Origin of the sequence: Chryseobacterium sp. CH25 (assembly GCF_004119455.1) — a bacterium.
Taxonomy (GTDB): Bacteria; Bacteroidota; Bacteroidia; order Flavobacteriales; family Weeksellaceae; genus Chryseobacterium.
In genome coordinates this window covers 378,328-395,243 of the sequence record NZ_NRQT01000003.1, presented here as the reverse complement: position 1 = coordinate 395,243, position 16,916 = coordinate 378,328, and the positions used below count along the sequence as shown (strand labels likewise).

At 35.1% G+C, this 16,916-nt stretch carries 14 protein-coding genes; 5 read left to right on the top strand and 9 right to left on the bottom strand.

What is annotated here, in order from left to right; genetic code table 11:
• Nucleotides 1–330 precede the first annotated feature (330 nt).
• The gene (locus tag BOQ64_RS09935) at nucleotides 331–2,526 is read right to left on the bottom strand and encodes a glutamine synthetase III (protein WP_129057944.1); all 2,196 of its coding nucleotides are present in this window, start codon (nucleotides 2,524–2,526) and stop codon (nucleotides 331–333) included.
• A gap of 530 nt (nucleotides 2,527–3,056) precedes the next feature.
• Between BOQ64_RS09935 and BOQ64_RS09930 the strand changes: the two genes are divergently transcribed.
• The 5 genes from BOQ64_RS09930 to BOQ64_RS09910 all read left to right on the top strand — a co-directional run bounded on the left by BOQ64_RS09930 (nucleotide 3,057) and on the right by BOQ64_RS09910 (nucleotide 8,795).
• A complete protein-coding gene (locus tag BOQ64_RS09930; RefSeq protein ID WP_129057943.1) occupies nucleotides 3,057–4,748 on the top strand; it encodes a DUF6909 family protein in 1,692 nt (563 codons plus the stop codon).
• An 82-nt stretch (nucleotides 4,749–4,830) separates the two neighbouring features.
• On the top strand, nucleotides 4,831–5,307 hold the full coding sequence (locus tag BOQ64_RS09925; RefSeq protein WP_129057942.1) for a DUF1572 domain-containing protein: 477 nt from the start codon (nucleotides 4,831–4,833) through the stop codon (nucleotides 5,305–5,307).
• Between the two features lie 190 nt (nucleotides 5,308–5,497).
• A complete protein-coding gene (locus tag BOQ64_RS09920; protein ID WP_129057941.1) occupies nucleotides 5,498–7,336 on the top strand; it encodes a M1 family metallopeptidase in 1,839 nt (612 codons plus the stop codon).
• 103 nt (nucleotides 7,337–7,439) lie between these two features.
• A complete protein-coding gene (locus BOQ64_RS09915) occupies nucleotides 7,440–8,198 on the top strand; it encodes a type III pantothenate kinase (RefSeq protein WP_129057940.1) in 759 nt (252 codons plus the stop codon).
• Nucleotides 8,199–8,258: 60 nt separating this feature from the next.
• Nucleotides 8,259–8,795 (top strand): GNAT family N-acetyltransferase, encoded by a 537-nt coding sequence (locus tag BOQ64_RS09910; protein ID WP_129057939.1) that lies wholly within the window; start codon nucleotides 8,259–8,261, stop codon nucleotides 8,793–8,795.
• Between the two features lie 76 nt (nucleotides 8,796–8,871).
• Here BOQ64_RS09910 and BOQ64_RS09905 read toward each other — a convergent pair whose 3' ends face one another.
• The 8 genes from BOQ64_RS09905 to BOQ64_RS09870 form a co-directional block, all read right to left on the bottom strand.
• Nucleotides 8,872–9,054 (bottom strand): hypothetical protein, encoded by a 183-nt coding sequence (locus BOQ64_RS09905; RefSeq protein ID WP_129057938.1) that lies wholly within the window; start codon nucleotides 9,052–9,054, stop codon nucleotides 8,872–8,874.
• A 41-nt stretch (nucleotides 9,055–9,095) separates the two neighbouring features.
• Nucleotides 9,096–9,293, bottom strand: coding sequence for a hypothetical protein (locus tag BOQ64_RS09900; RefSeq protein WP_089735062.1), 198 nt, complete (start codon nucleotides 9,291–9,293; stop codon nucleotides 9,096–9,098).
• Nucleotides 9,294–9,382: 89 nt separating this feature from the next.
• Nucleotides 9,383–9,814 carry a nucleoside deaminase gene (locus BOQ64_RS09895; RefSeq protein WP_129057937.1) on the bottom strand — a complete coding sequence of 144 codons (432 nt, stop codon included), beginning with the start codon at nucleotides 9,812–9,814 and terminating at the stop codon, nucleotides 9,383–9,385.
• Between the two features lie 5 nt (nucleotides 9,815–9,819).
• Nucleotides 9,820–10,446: a hypothetical protein gene (locus tag BOQ64_RS09890; RefSeq protein WP_228448297.1), complete on the bottom strand. Its 627-nt coding sequence runs from the start codon at nucleotides 10,444–10,446 to the stop codon at nucleotides 9,820–9,822.
• 54 nt (nucleotides 10,447–10,500) lie between these two features.
• Nucleotides 10,501–11,421, bottom strand: coding sequence for a helix-turn-helix transcriptional regulator (locus tag BOQ64_RS09885; RefSeq protein WP_129057936.1), 921 nt, complete (start codon nucleotides 11,419–11,421; stop codon nucleotides 10,501–10,503).
• A gap of 562 nt (nucleotides 11,422–11,983) precedes the next feature.
• A complete protein-coding gene (locus BOQ64_RS09880; RefSeq protein WP_129057935.1) occupies nucleotides 11,984–12,301 on the bottom strand; it encodes a hypothetical protein in 318 nt (105 codons plus the stop codon).
• A complete protein-coding gene (locus BOQ64_RS09875) occupies nucleotides 12,301–13,092 on the bottom strand; it encodes a hypothetical protein (protein WP_129059702.1) in 792 nt (263 codons plus the stop codon). Before BOQ64_RS09875 ends, BOQ64_RS09880 begins: the two co-directional genes overlap by 1 nt.
• A 69-nt stretch (nucleotides 13,093–13,161) precedes the next feature.
• Entirely contained in the window at nucleotides 13,162–16,887 is a 3,726-nt protein-coding gene (locus tag BOQ64_RS09870; RefSeq protein WP_129057933.1) for a hypothetical protein, read from the bottom strand.
• Nucleotides 16,888–16,916 lie beyond the last annotated feature (29 nt).

Genomic DNA, 16,916 nt, shown 5'->3' with positions numbered 1-16,916 from the left:
CCTGCGGTTTTTTTTATTAAGATTCTTTAACAAAATCTATCGATTTTCTTCTATAAATAGCGTTTTGTAATTTAAAACTCTAATTTTCAGGGCTGTTAAAAAAACAAAATGAATTTTATTAAAAGCCAGTATTAATAGGCTTTTATCAGATGTTTTGATGTTGGTTTTAAATCTTATCTCTCTTTTCCATGTAAAACCAGATCTGAAAGGAATGTTTTAGTTAAGAAGTTGCAAAATCTTAACGAATAGAATCTGTTATCATGGAGTAGATATAATAAAAAATTCCTCAGAAAAAACTGAGGAATTTAACTAATATGGAACTTTACAGAGTTATTTTGTAAACAACATCTCTCTGTATTTTGTCATTGGCCAAAGCTCATCGTCTACCATCATTTCAAGGTTGTCAGAAGCGTCTCTGATCCCGTCAAATAAAGGTTTTACTTTGTTGCAGTATGCTTCTGCCTGCTTTTGGCTGTCTGTTATGCTTTTGGCTGCTTCTCTGGCTTTAAGAAGATCTTCAACACCAAGTTTAATGATAGAAACATTTTCAGAAATGCTTGTGATTAAACTCATCTGTTCTTTTGCTAAAGATTTGAATTCCTTGTCTCCAAAGATCTCTTTAAGACCTTTTACGTTTTCAATTAATCTGTTCTGATAATTTAAAGCGGAAGGAATAATGTGGTTTCTTGCGATATCACTTAACACTCTTGCTTCAATATCAATAACAGTAGAATATTTTTCTAATTTAATTTCGTTTCTTGCTTCAACTTCTCTGTGGTTAAAGATTCCCATTTCTTCATAAAGATCAAGGAATTTCTTATCCATTTCCTGCTTAAGAGCTTCAGGAGTTGTTTTAAGGTTGTTCAATCCTCTTTTCTTAGCTTCTTTAGCCCAGTCATCAGAATATCCGTCACCTTCAAACATAATGTTTTTACATTGCTTGATGTATTCTCTCAATACATTGAAGATAGCCTCGTCTTTCTTAAGACCTGTTTCAATTAAAGCGTCAACTTCTTTTTTGAAATCATTAAGCTGTTTTGCAGCAATAGTGTTCATTACGGTCATAGATTCTGCACAGTTTGCAGATGATCCTACCGCTCTGATCTCAAATTTATTTCCTGTAAATGCAAACGGCGAAGTTCTGTTTCTATCGGTGTTATCTAATAGAATTTCAGGGATTTTTCCAACTACATTTAATTTTAATTCTGTTTTTTCTTCCGGAGATAATTTTCCGTTCGTTACTTTTTCAAGCTCTTCTAAAACGCTGAATAACTGGCTTCCGATGAATACTGAAATAATTGCCGGTGGAGCTTCATTAGCACCTAATCTGTGATCGTTGCTTGCAGAAGCAATACTTGCTCTTAAAAGGTCAGCATATTCATGTACAGCTTTAATTGTATTCACGAAGAATGTTAAGAACTGTAGGTTTTTCTTAGGATTTTTTCCTGGGCTTAAAAGGTTTTCACCTGTATCAGTAGCTAAAGACCAGTTGTTGTGTTTTCCGCTTCCGTTTACTCCTGCGAATGGTTTTTCGTGGAATAGGATGTGGAAGTGGTGCTTGTGAGCAACTCTTGCCATGATATCCATCAACAAAGAGTTGTGGTCTACAGCAACGTTTACTTCTTCAAACATTGGAGCAAGCTCGAATTGGTTTGGAGCTACCTCGTTGTGTCTTGTTGTTGCAGGGATTCCCAACTTCATACACTCGATTTCCAACTCTTTCATGAAGTTCATTACTCTTGTAGGAATAGAACCGAAGTAGTGGTCATCTAGCTGTTGTCCTTTTGCAGGAGAGTGTCCCAATAATGTTTTTCCTGTTAATACAAGATCCGGACGTGATTGGTATAACGCTGAATCAACAAGGAAATATTCTTGTTCCCACCCTAAAGTAGGAGTTACCTTAGTTACATTTTTATCAAAATACTGCATTACATTGGTTGCAGCTTCATCCACAGCATTCAAAGCTCTTAATAAAGGTGCCTTGTAATCTAATGTCTCTCCAGTGTAAGAAATGAAGATAGAAGGAATACATAATGTTGTTCCCATGATAAATGCAGGAGATGTAGGATCCCAAGCAGTATATCCTCTAGCTTCAAAAGTATTTCTGATTCCTCCATTCGGGAAAGAAGATGCATCCGGTTCCTGTTGAATCAACATGTTTCCGCTGAATCTTTCAATCGCTCTACCGCCTTCAATAGGAGTAAAGAATGAATCATGCTTCTCAGCAGTAGTACCTGTCAAAGGCTGAAACCAGTGAGTATAGTGAGTTACTCCCTTGCTCATTGCCCAATCCTTCATCGCTACCGCTACCTGATCTGCGATATGTCTCTGGATTTTTGTTCCTTTTTTAATAGCATCCATAATAGAGCTGAATGCTTCTTTGGTTAAATATTCTCTCATTGTTTCTTCTGAGAAAACATTTTTACAGAATAGCTCTGATAATTTCGCAGGGATTTCAACAGAGTTGTCTTTTCTGAAATCCTTAAATGGAAGGGTTTCTAATGCTTTGAATCTTAAGGTTGACATATTTGGGTGATTTTTTACTGGGCAAATTTACAAAAAAAATGAATTGAAAATGTTTTACCCCTATAATTTTTAGGGGTGTTGTCAAATTTTAACTAAAAATTAAACAATGGTTTTAATTTTGGGAGGGGCGGATTGGAATTTGTGCTTGTTGTTTGAAAGCTTATGGCGTATTGAAGATATATTTTCTAAAAATATCGTCAGCAGCAAAAAATAAACTAAAATATGACAGATCCATAGTTTTCCCAAAAAGGAATCCTATTTAATGTTTGTTTCATCAGAGTGAACGTTTTTAATAGTATCATGTCATTTTACTATCCAGGGATTGAGTTTATTTTTAACCTCAGCTTTAAAATTTTATACTACTATAAATATAAGATTAAAATAGTAATATTCATTTCATATTAAAATAAAGAAGAATATCATCATATCTTAAAATAAATCTGCCTATTGATGGGTTTTAAACAACTTAATTAAAAGATAGTTAAAATAAGTTGAGCGGAGATTTTGTATATTTGTGTGAAATTTATTTTATGACAAATTCTAGAGCAAGAGAAACAACAGAGGCTATTGAAAGATTATACATCTCTATGAGACACTTATTTTATAGAGGATTTTTCAAACCGGCAGGGGTTTCAGGAGAAAGTATCAGAAGCTTGTTAAAAACCATCAATCCGGAAATTTATGGAACCATGAATATCCCGAACAAATTGGAACTTGATGGTTTAATGTATGTACTAGACAGGCTTCCGGAAGGAATTGAAGAATGTGCTTTTATTCATCTTACATCTGATGAAGGGTTTGATAAAGGAAGTTTCGAACCTATTGTTCCAAAGAAAAGAAGAAGAAACTGTTATAGAATAGACGAACACCAAATGAATATTGAGGTTCTTTTGGGCCGTTCCGAAATTTATGACATTCTTACCCACCTTACATTCTTATTTATAGAAGCTGATAAAATCCGTAACCTGGCTTTCATTCAGGATGAAAACTGGAAGCCAACACGTGCCTTCAAAATTATTGAAGAAGTAGTGAAGGGTGAAAAGAAATTCAGCAGAAAAGAGAAAGAAGTGGCATTAATCCACCTTTCTTCTTTAATAGGAAGATCTTTTGATGAAACATTAAGAGCTTACAATACTTTTGGTGATGATAATAATCCGGACCGTTTATTTAAAATCATCTATAACTTAGGAAAAGTAAGCCTTGAGGATGCAAAAGGATCAACAGAGAGAGAAATTCATTTCAGTGCTATATTAAAGGAAAGAGTAGGACACCATTATTTTGGTGAAAAATGGGCTAATAAAGTGAAAGAGGTTTTGTTTGAAAACAATCTTCATACCCGTCCTTTGCACATCATTTCAGCGAACATGCACTCTGTAAAGAATATGCTGTATGCTAATGATGCCCTTAAAAAGAAGCACAACAATGAGGTAGATTATAAACTGTACGAAGAAATCTCTAATAAAAAAGAACTTCGTGACAAGGTATTAAAATTTGCCATGGATGAAGGAATGATCCATATTGCTGATAAAAGTGGAAGTAATATTGATGTACAGATCATTGATCTTAGCAAAATGAACCTAAAAAATACTCCATTTGCTGATACTAAGTTCTCAGGAGATGATGTAGTAATGGTATTTGACTATGCTTTCGGTGAGCAGGCTTTTGAAGTAATGGACGAGTTACTGAAACCTTACGAACATAAAGGAGAAGTATACATGATGCATGTAAAATCTGTATCCATTATGGGTAAAGCAGGTATTCTTACCGGAGAAAAAGGTGATATTATGATCCCAACTTCTCATATCTTTGAAGGAACTGCCGATAATTATCCTTTTGAAAATGCATTAAAGCTTGATGATTTTAAAGATGATGAATTGAAGGCTTTTGAAGGTCCAATGATTACGGTTTTAGGAACTTCTCTTCAAAATAAAGACATTCTTTCATACTTTATGAATACTTCATGGAGAGCGATTGGGCTTGAAATGGAAGGAGCTCACTATCAGAAAGCGATTCAGGTAGCCTCTAAAATCAGACATCATATTTCACCGGATCTGTTTGTTTGCTATGCGTACTATGCTTCGGATAATCCGTTAGAAACAGGTAGTACATTATCTTCAGGTGGTTTAGGTCTTACAGGAGTAAAACCAACCTATCTGATTACTTTAAGAATCCTTGAAAAGATTTTAAGAAGTGGGAAAAAAGAAGTTTCTGCTAAGAAATAATCTTAATTTCCTTTGATAATATAAACCTCAGCTGTAAAAACAGTTGAGGTTTTTTTTATCTTTAGAAAAACATACCATAGCTATGAGTTCAGTGTCACAATTAGCCAAAAGATTCAAAGAGGTCATGCTTGATGGCCTTTGGATTGCCAATACCAATTTTAAAGATCAGCTTTCTGATGTAATCTGGGAACAGGCTGTAACGAAGGTTGGTTCTTTAAATACTATTGCCATGCTCACTTTTCATATAGACTATTATATCGCTGGAATCATCCCTGTTTTTGAAGGGGGAACTTTAGATATAAAAGATCAATATAGTTTTGATGCTCCGCCTATTGAATCTCAGGAACAATGGAATGCTTTGTTGAATAAGCTATGGTCAGATTCTGAAAAGTTTACAACTCTGTTGGAAAAGATGCCGGATTCAAAGCTTGATGAGGTGTTTGTAGATGAAAAGTATGGAACCTATCAAAGGAATATTGATGGAATGATTGAACATGCCTATTATCATTTGGGTCAAATTACATTGATTAAAAAGCTATTGAAAGATCAATACTGCTAACTGTAGGATATGAACCATATTCATCTGTGAAAATCCGCACAATCTGTGGTGAAAAATAGTTTTGTAAGTCTTTTAACAATCCTGAATAAGATTCATCTAAAACCATATAAAATAGAACAAAACCTTGTTATAACTCCACATTTTAGGGTTTTGTTTAAATTACCTACCTTTAGAAAAAATAAAATTTTAAATGAGAAAATCGGCTGCAATCATTTTTGCGTTTATCATTTCACAATTCCAGGCTCAGCAAGGAGCTTATTATCAGCAGGCTGCGAAATACAAGATGGATATTGATGTCAATGCTGAAAAATTTACCTATCAGGGAAAACAAACCTTAGAATACACCAATAACTCACCGGATGAGCTTAATGTGGTATATTTCCATTTGTATTGGAATGCCTTTAAGCCTAATTCCATGATGGATCAGAGAGTGTCTTCCCAAGGGAAAAATGGTGACGGAAGGTTGCAGAAAAACGGGATTTCAACACTGTCCACTATTCCGAAAGATCAGGAAGGGGCTCAGAATATTCACTGGATCAAACAAAATGGGACGGATCTGAAGTTTGAAGTTCAGGAAACCATTATGAAAGTGTATCTGGCAGAACCTATCAAACCAAATTCTACTACAATCTTTACCATGGATTGGGATTCGGTGATTCCTCAGCAGATCAGAAGAAGTGGAAGAAACAACAGAGAAGGAGTAGATATGACTATGACGCAATGGTATCCTAAAATTGCTGAGTATGATTATGATGGATGGGCAACTTTTGATTATTTAGGAAGAGAATTCCATGCACCTTTCTCAGATTTTGATGTGACCATTAAAATTAATAAAGACTATGTTGTTGGAGCAGGAGGAATTCTAGAAAACCCAACAGAAGTAAAAGGATACGATACTGCTGCTAAGATTAAGGCAGAAAAAGATAAAAAAGCTACCTGGAAATGGACGGCTAAGAATATTCTTGATTTTGCATGGAGTGCAGACAGAGATTATTCAGTAGAAAGCTTTAATGTTCCGGAAGGTCCAAAAGTATATTTAGTCTATCAGAAAAATGATAAAACTAAAGTGTGGGGTGAAGCACAGCCTTATATTACCAAGTATTTCCAGATTATGAACTCTCATTTCGGTAAGTATGTATATCCAACGTATGCCTTTATTCAAGGAGGTGACGGAGGAATGGAGTATGGGATGTGTACCATGATCCTTGGAGAAGCTAAAAATATTAAAGACTTAATGGGCTTAATGGCTCACGAAGGTTCTCACTCTTGGTATCAGCAGATGCTTGCAACTAACGAATCTGTACGTCCTTGGATGGATGAAGGATTTACAAGCTATGCAGAAGGGTATACGATGCATCAGTTGTTCCCAGAGCAATTACCTAATCCTTTTGTTGAAAGATTGGATGCTTACAGAAACTTCGTTAAAAAAGGAATTGAAGAACCTGCAGTTTGGTTAGGAGATCATCATGATAACGGAACATCCTATACTTATGCTTCTTACGTGAAGGGAGAATTGTACCTGGTGCAGTTAGGCTATATCATGGGAGAACAAAATCTGGCAGAAACTTTAAAACAATATTATGACCAATGGAGTATGAAACATCCTTCAGATAGAGATTTCCTTCATATTGCTCAAAAAGTTTCAGGAATAGATCTGAAATGGTTCCACAATTACTGGATTAACACAACAAAAACAATCGATTACGGAGTTAAGGATGTAAAGTATGATGCAAAATCTACAACAGTTACCCTTATCAATAACGGTCAGGTTCCAATGCCAATTGATTTCAGTGTAATGACTACTGATAAAAAGATTGTTACTTACCAGATTCCATTGAATATGACCCACACATGGAAGGAAAAGGATGTTTATGGTGAATTCAAGACGATGCCTTACTGGCCTTGGACTCAGAAAGAGTATACCATTACGATTCCTTATACAAAATCTCAATTGTCTGTACTGGGAATTGATTTCAGCCAGAGACTTGCGGATGTGAATATGGAGGATAATATTGTAGAGGTAAAATAAAAAGATAAACATAGAGATAAAAGGAGTATTTGTAAGTACTCCTTTTATTTTTTTATAAATTTGGGACTCAAATTTTTTCAAATCATAGCCTGTTTAAATATAAATGAATTCAATTGTAATTAACATAGGGAACAGTAATATCAGATTCGGCCTTTTTAATGGGGATAATTGTGATATTTCATGGGTAATCAATACAAAGCCTTATAGAACGGCAGACGAGCTTTATGTACAGATGCTGATGCTTTATCAGACTTATAAAGTAGAACCAAAAGAAATACAGAAAGTAATCATAGGATCCGTAGTACCTCAGCTTACCAAAGTAATGAGTTCTGGAATTAAGAAGATCCATGGGATTACTCCGGTAATTGTTGACCGTGCTACTCCGTCCGGTGTACAGGCGAAGTCAAAGCAGATGGGAACAGATATTTATGCCAATCTTGTTGCTGCTCATAATCTTTATCCCAACAGGAAAAAGATTGTTATTGATTTCGGAACTGCCCTCACGGCAAGCTGTGTTGCGGAAACAGGGGAAACAATGGGAGTTATTATTGCTCCGGGGATTGTAACTTCTTTAAACTCTTTAATCAGTCACACTGCTCAGCTTCCTGAAATTGAGCTGAAAAAGCCAAAATCAGTGCTGGGATTAGATACAGTAACCTGCATGCAGAGCGGAATGGTATATGGTTTTCTGGGAATGGTAGAAGGTTTTATTAACCGTATCAATGATGAGGTGAATGATGACTGCTTTGTTGTGGCTACAGGAGGTGTTTCTCATGTATATAAACCTTTAACGGATAAAATCCATGTGATGGACAGACTGCATACCTTGAAAGGTCTTTATTTCCTTGGAAAAGATTTATAAATACAATCAGGAGCTTTTGTACTCAATTCTAACGTAAGCTTCAATATAACCATGAACAAGATGAAAGACTTAAAAGAGTTTCCAAAATTAGAAACAGAAAGATTGATTCTCTCCCAATTGGAAGAGCAGGATATTCCTTTTATCGTTGAGTTTCTTCAACATAGAATATTTTCGGATCTTACTTCCAATATTCCTTATCCTTACACGGAAAATGATGCTAAATTCTGGTTGAAAATGTCCAAAGAAGCTTTTGATCATAAGACCGGCTTTACATTTGGAATCCGCAATAAGGAAGAACAGCTTATTGGAGCTATCGGACTTCATGACAGAGATGATGATAAAGCAGAATTAGGATACTGGATAGGAATTCCTTACTGGAATAAAGGGTATGTGACTGAAGCTGCTAAAGCGATTGTGAATTTTGGGTTTAAAGAACTGGATCTCAACAAAATTTATGCTACTCATCTCCTTCACAATCCTGCTTCCGGGAAAATTATGGAAAAAATTGGGATGGAACAGGAAGCACTATTGAAGCAGCATGTAAAACATGATGATGAATATTTTGATCTTGTCATGTATTCTATTTTTAAAGATTAATTGGAATACAACCTTATAAAAACAAAATCAGAGAACATTATGTTCTCTGATTTTTTATTATTGTTAAATAGGTTTCTTAGAGGCCTCCACCACACGCCTCACATTCGATCAAAGGATAGAGCCATGTTCCATCCTCCTGCTGAAAAGGCATATTTCTGCATCCGATCTTTCTTGCACCATTGCTGTCAATATAAAAACACTGGTCAGGGCGGATACCACCATTAATTTTGACTGTTTCTTTTCTTGTTAATTTTTTCATGCTGTTTAATTTAATTGTACATGGAATTAGTTTAATAGTCTTTAAAGCTCTATTACTGGATTACATGATTGGCATGTATGTCCGGGAAGTGGATAAATCCATCCTCCACAGCAGTCTGGAATAGGTTCTACCTGGCATCCCAATGTTCTCTTACCTGTGTTAGGGTCAATATAAAAACATTGTCCCGGTGCGATCCCGCCATTAATTTTGGCTGTTTCTTTTCTTGTTAACTTTTTCATATGGTTTTAGTTTAAATGAATATCAAATATAAATAATTATTGAATTACTTGTATTTTATTTATTCAATATGTAGGGATAAAACAAAAAATTATCTTTTGCTTTTGAAAAAGTCTTTAACAATAGTAGAGCATTCATTTTCCATAATACCTGTAATCATTTCTGTTTTCGGGTGTAATGAAAGGTGCTTGTTAATAAAACCTCTCTGTTCGTCGCGGGCACCAATGACTACTCTGGAAATCTGTGACCACGAGAGGGCTCCTGAGCACATAACACATGGTTCCATAGTGACATAAAGTGTACAGTCTTTTAAATATTTGCCTCCTAAAAAATTAGCAGCGGCAGTTATAGCCTGCATTTCTGCATGAGCTGTTACGTCATTTAAGGTTTCGGTGAGGTTGTGGGCTCTTGCAATAACACGATTGTTGGAAACTACCACACATCCAATAGGTACCTCATCCTGTTCTAAAGCAGCCTCTGCTTCCTGCAAGGCCATTTTCATGTAATATTCGTCAGTAAACATCTAATTTAATCAGTCATTGTTAACGTTAAAGGAATCCTGAAGCGGAACCTTGTCGGATCTCCTTTGACTACAGCGGGGGAGAATTTTTCAGAAATAGAGTATAAGGCAATTTCAGCCTGTCTGTTAAATGTGAAATTATCTCCCTGGGCGTGAACATTACTGATGCTTCCATCTTTTTCCACAATAAAGACAACATCTGTTTTTACTGTTTTAGCATCGGAGTTAACGCCATCTACATACAGAAGGTCAGCAACTTCCTGTCTCAGAGTGTTGATACCGCCAGGATAATCAGCAATTTTTTCTATATTCACAGATTTATCATTAAAATCCTGAGAGCTTCCTGTAGCAGTTTTTAAAGTCTGAAGATCTTCAATATTTCTTACTTTCAACAGAGCCCCAATTAAGGCTGTATTTTCAATACTGTCCATTTTCTTCATGAAAAAGAGAAAATCTCCTTTAATCAAGTTTTTTTTAAAAATATTGGATTCGGCTTCAAACTTTTTCTTGAATTCATTATTCAACATACCTCTGTGCTGGTTGTAATAGTTTTTCACCAGTCGGAATTCCTCTTTCTGCTGAGATAAGCAGGATGAAGAAATTATACAGAAGATGCAGATGAATAAAGTTCTCAATAGCGTGTATTTATGTAAATATAGCTAAAAAATATGAGATTGTTTCATAATCTGTTAACTTTCAAGATAGCGGTTTAGAGATTCCTGAAGATGGTTACGAATGTCATCAACTAAACCTTTCGGTTCCAGAACAGTTACTTCTTTTCCATAGGATAATATTTCCTGCATGAAGTCATAAGTAGGGTGGAGAAAAAACTCAAAATAGATTTCTTCTGGAGTTTCTTTTGTTTCTTTTTGAGATTGGTGAAGCGGAAAACTTCGGATATACTCTCCCTGATGACGGCTGCATTTTAATACAATATTCTGTGGTTTCTGTTCTGCCAGATTCATCACTCCGAATGCATTTTTAAAGTGCTCTCTGAAGTTGTATTTATATTTCTCTCTGTATTGGTTCTTTGCCACATCCAGATAGTTGATTCTGTCCAATCCAAATGATTTTAAAACCTTATCCTTGGTATCAATTGCGATAAGGTACCATCTGTCTTTGGATTCTTTCAGGGCCAAAGGATGAACCTTTCTGGAAGTCATCAGCTTGTTTTTATAATTGTAATGCTCAAAGCTTACCACTCTTTTATTACGGATGGCAAAGAATAGATCATAAAAATGTTCTATACCGGTTGGTTTGCGGCTTTCAAAGAAAATGAAGTTTGAAAAATCAGGATGAAGATTCAGAGCATTGCTTACCTGGAAAGATTCCAGTAGTTTTTGGTTGTATTCATCCACTTCCATAATTGGGCGGCTTTCGATATAGTATCGGTTGTCTCCTTTTTTCTTATTATGAATGGAAAGGTTGAAAAGATCGGATATCTCACGGATATCTCTCTGCAAGGTACGAATAGAGTAACTTTTGATCCCTGCATCCTGGAATTCAAAAGAGTTTAAAAGATAGTCCTCCAGCTGAGAATAGGTAGCTGGAGAACTTTCTAATCTTTTTATAATTAAGGCATATCTTGTCAGATAAAAATCTTTCTTCATGGTAAAATTTTGTACCACAAATATATGGGCTTAATGCGACAAAACGTGTCGTGTTTTAATTTTTTGTTGATAAATTTTGTGATGTTGAACTTTAAATTTTAACTATTTTTTTCTATAATAATACCTAGCAGATATATAAAAAGGTCGCTTTATACAAGCGACCTTAGATTATTTTTCTCATTTAACTGTATCAGTCAAATACTGCAGCCAGAGTGTACCCATATATTGCCAAAATAAGAAATGAAGCTAGTGAGAAAGTTAAAATGTAAGATTTATAATCTTTTACAAAACTAAATTTAATGATTAGATAATGTATGGCAAATAAAATTAATGATGAAATCGGATAAATGAGAGTTAATAACGGAAAATCATTTTCGGAGAATTTATTATTTTCAATAAAATTTATACTTACAGAAATAATAAATAATACCATGAAAAGTATCAAAATGTTTCTGATATTATTTCTTTTTTTATAGAATAAAAAAATACAAATTAGAAACGGTAAATATAATTAGCACATATAATATTACTCCCATTGTTTTTTTTCAAAGATAGCAAATTTTTATTGTTGATTATTTAATGCTTTTATTATTCTGCTTCTTTGCATAGCAACCCTACTTCCTTCTCCAGGGACGATACTCGCATTAGGGTTGTCTTGAAGTCTTTTATGAAACTTATTGTAATATTTTGGGCCTTGTTTGTAAAAAGTGACTAATACAGCTTCTTTTGCACAATCAGAATGATTAGCTATATGCTTACCGAAAAGGGCTTGTGCAATTTTAATTGTTAATGCAGCAAAATGAACACACCCTAAATTGGTGTTTAAATAAGATACTAAATCTGTATAATCCCAGTTGATATTATTAAATTCAGTAGGCATTAAATCATATATTTTTTTGCATTATCCAATTTTATATTTCCAATGCCTAAATCGTTCATGGTAGGATTAAATAACTTAGTTAGTGTTTCATTTTCTAGAATTATATTTTTAGTGATTTCAATGAATAAATCCGGCTCTAAGCTTACTATTCCATCTTGAAAAAAATCAATTATATTTCTCCCTGGCTTTATTACAGCATTATATTCATCAGCAATGGCACCAGCAATAGCAACTTCTGGGATATTATATTTTCCGGCAAAATATTTTACCAATTTAGAAATCTCCGTTACTTTTAAGAATACTTTGCTTTTATAGGGGAAATTATCCTCATTTAAATATTCGGTAGCACCACTACAATAATTCGGTTTGAATTTTATTTCTAACGGATTATTTTCTTCAAATTCATAGCTATCATCTAAATAAGATACTTTACAATAAAATTTTAAGCCTTTATTTTCTCGAATATCTTCTAAATCTAAATAATCTATTAAATCTTCTGTCATTATAAAGTCAACTTCCATTGTTCTATTGGTAACTCTTATTTCTTCGGAAGGAAATACTTCATCGAGAAAATTATTTCGAACTCTTATAGGGGTAACAGTAACCCAACTATTCATTCTTACTTCATCACTTAATAGGAATCTGAATTTTGCTTTTTCACCAAAAGAAATGTTTCTTGTTACCCAATATCCATTTAAAATATATTTTTTACTCTTACTTTCTATTAATGAGTTAGTTATTTCAGTGGGTTTATTCTTAGGCAGTCTTAATGCCATTACCTTACTTTTCATTATTTTAAAATTTTATTTATTTCAGTATATAAGATCCTTGTGATATTTAGTATCACAAGGATCCTAAGATTAATCTTTTGGTAAAGTACTTATTACTCCTGGTGCTGGTTGTAATTGGGAACTTATTGGTTTGAAGGAGCTTTTTGTCTCCAGTTCCTTCGGATTTTCACAATTATCCAGATCGGTTTCCGGGAAGATTGGTAAAGGTTGATCAACGTCCAATCCTACAGATTCAGCCTGTAGAATGGTTAAAGTAGTTGGGATTCTTGTAATCCAAAATTTACCTTGTGGAATTCCTGTTGGTTGTCTCAGTTCATCTACGATTGACAGGTACAATGGATCTCCGATTACAGGTACTTCACCGCCATTCCAGATTTTTCCGGTACACATAAAGAATTGTACAGCATCTTCAAAGCCTGGCTTTACTGTAACAATCACTCTGGCCATACCTGCCTGCAGGAAGTTTCTGAATAATGGATCAGAGCTTTCAGAAAGATACATGGTTTGCCATTCATCACGGTTGGCCCAATAATAAGGATAGAAGGTATAATCCATAATACTCCATTCAAATGCCTGTTCCATGAATTTGGCAAGAGATGCATATTGTTCAAGATCTTCACTTAAGATGATACTGAAGTCCTTCATCTGCTTAGCTCCATTTGTAAAGCCTTTTCCTAAAGCCATATAATCCTGTAATAAATAAGCAATACAGTTATGCTTTAAGATCACATTTTCCATATCACGGTAGAAGTTACCCAGCTTCTCTTTGTTTTCTTTGTTCTTTTCTTCTTCCTCTTTAGCTTTTTCTTCAAATTCTTTTTGTTTCGCAAGGAAATCAGCATAAGCTGCTTCGTAGGCTTTGATAATTGCTTCAAAGTTTTCCTGTTTCCAGCCAAGGATATAATCGTCAGAAAGTTTACAGTACAGGGTTACATTAAGGTTTACATCTTCAATATTTCTTCCTCTGTATAAGAAGTTGAAAGAACCTGTGAGGTTCAGTCCGCCTTCCCATACGGTTGACTGATTGATTTTTCCTCCGAAGCTAAGGTCTCTTTCTCCGCCTCTTCCATCACTGGTGTAGAAGTTACTGTTATGCCATGAAGAGTTTCTTCTCATATAATATCCGAGCTTCATGTTTTTGGCTGCATAATTCTGCGGAATGTTGATAGGAGTTCCTACTGCACCAAAAGATCCTGTAGCATTGGGTCTTCCAATAATCTCCTGATATACTTCTGCATCTTCTTTAGGCAGATCCGTTAATTTTACACCATATATTTCAGCCCAATGTTTCAGTAAATCTGCAGTAGCAGATCTGGCGTCTGCCATTGTTTTAGGAGCTGGAGCTTTTCTTGGATCAACTGGAGCAATCAACTGATTGGATCTATTGACAGCAAATGCCAATCGGTGTAATTTTGCAGGTTCAGGAATCATAAACTCAAACATGGTTCTTTTTCCATAGTTGTAAATCTGATTCTTCATCTTTTTATCTACCCACCTGTACACTCCGGTGATATGTTGAGGAGGTACATTGCTGCCAATTTTTCCTCTGTTGTCAAATTCATGAACATTGGTTTCTGTAAACTCTTTGATGATTTTCTGAACACGTTCCTTATTGATTTTTGTAAGGACACGTTCCATAGCACGTTCCGTAATTTCCTGAGATTTGGCTACAGCCTGTCTATTACTGTCATGTTGTGCCGTATTGTTGGCATAACCTGCTGAAATCTCAAGCTTATAGCCTTTATTGAAGCTAAAATTGGTACTTGCCGTGATTGTTTGCTGTCTGTCAAGCTCTCTGGCAACTTCGCTTTGCATTTCGTTTCTTTCTGCTTTAGAAGTATCAGATATCTTTTCAGTTTCAACCGATTCGGAGGTCGTGTCAATAACTTCAGAGTAATCTCTTGCTACAGAAGATTTGTGACGCAGCTCACTTGCCATGACATTCTCAATATTGGAAACTTCTCCGGGAACATAAGCATGTACACTTTGCTCTACCTTCAGATAATCTGCAATTCCCAATCTTTTTACTCCGAAATGTTTAGGAATAAAGGTTCCAGGACTAGGAGCCTGAGCACTGCTACCTGGATTTTCCGGCTCGGTTCCTGTTTCTTCCGTATATAAAATTCCCGTATATGGTTGATTGATTTCTATATTTGAAAGCTTAAGAACGGTTTCTTTTCCGTTATTAAAATAGATCCTGATTTCCAGTGTTCTGATGATTTTTCCAAATTTGTTGATAAGGAAAGACGGTAGAGTGACCTTATTGTCATTAACAGCGATATTAGAGAAACTTTCATCAAACGTTCCAAAATCCGTAGATGCGGTTATTTTTGCCGATGCTAATCCCCATGCATTGCTTTCAGCCTGATAATAGAATGTAACAATACCTGGCATTCTAGAGTATTCAGGGGTATAGCTTGCCTGCAAATAATAGGATCTTGAAAGAATGACTCTTGAAGAAAGAGCATTTGAGTCAACGACTGGTACAAGGAATCCTCCGACGTTAGCGTATACTTCCTGACTGGCTGGTGATTTCTCTAATAAGGTTTGTGATTTTACCGAAATTTCCTGATCTAGTTTTTCATATACTTCAGCATAAGTATCATACTCATCTGTTACTGATACAACGGCATTTCCTACCTTAAGATCTCTGTCTGAAATAATATCAATCGTTGAAAAATCGTACCCTCCCTCAGGCTTGGTTCCGCTGCTGAGCTCAGTAAAAACATTTACCAATAGCTTTAACGAATCTAAAGAAAGCTTTGCCTTGAAATCATGAAAATTGATTTCATTCTTATACGTAAATTGGAATGGAGGAACTTTCAGCTCTCCTAATTCAGAATACAAAGCAGCAATTTCCTCTTCTGTCATTCCTTCTTTGATCCTGGATTCAATTTTCTCAAGCTGAGTTTCATATCTGTCAATCTCTTTCTGATAAAGGGATTTGTATTGATCATAAGCAGTCTCATGAGCTTTTGTACGAAGTTTATAATAAGACTTTTGAATAGGCTCCAATTCTGCTTTTAGCTGGCTCAGTCCATCTTTTTCATGAGTAAGAGCAGAAAGCTCTGTGATTTTTTTTCCTTCTGCTTTTAATTGCTCCTGAACAGTTACAGGAAGGGGAGTACCATTGATTACACCATCTGCAATTGGGGAAACATTTACCTGGAATGCATTTCCGGTAGGATTTGAAGTTGGACCTTCTCCTTCATAACCGTCTCCGAAGAACTTCATAGGGAGCACCACTCTTGCTTCAAGAGCCTTAGCTTTTAAGTCCTCACCATTAATTTTTACTAATTCCGGTGTTGACGGAAGATCAGCAACATATCCGTAATGGATTGCTTTTAAAATGTGAATTAAAGCTTCTTTTACATAAAAGTTCTTTTGGGTTACAGTTTGATAGATCAAATTGTCCCATACCTGTCCCATTTTGCTTTGAATTGCGCTGCTATTCGACAGATTTTTGGCTGTATTTTCATCAACTACAGAAAGGACTTCTTTTTTTGCAATTTTTCTACCAATTTTAAGAGCTTCAGAAAGACTTCCTGCTTCAATCTGGTTTTCGCTTTCATAACCTGTAGTATTGAATGATTTTGCAGCACGTTCTAATGCTTGGAATTTTAAAAGAGCTGTATCTCCTGGGTTGATTACTGCATCGAAAGAGCTTGATAAAGTTGAAGGTCTGTGAATGAAACCTAAGTTTTTTGTCTTAGTCTCTGTTAATTGAGGATTTCTTAAACTTACAAATCTGAACAGAGTTTGTGATGCATTATTTTTTGTGTCGTTTGTTGCCATTTTTTAATATTTTGTTTTTGGATTGTTTT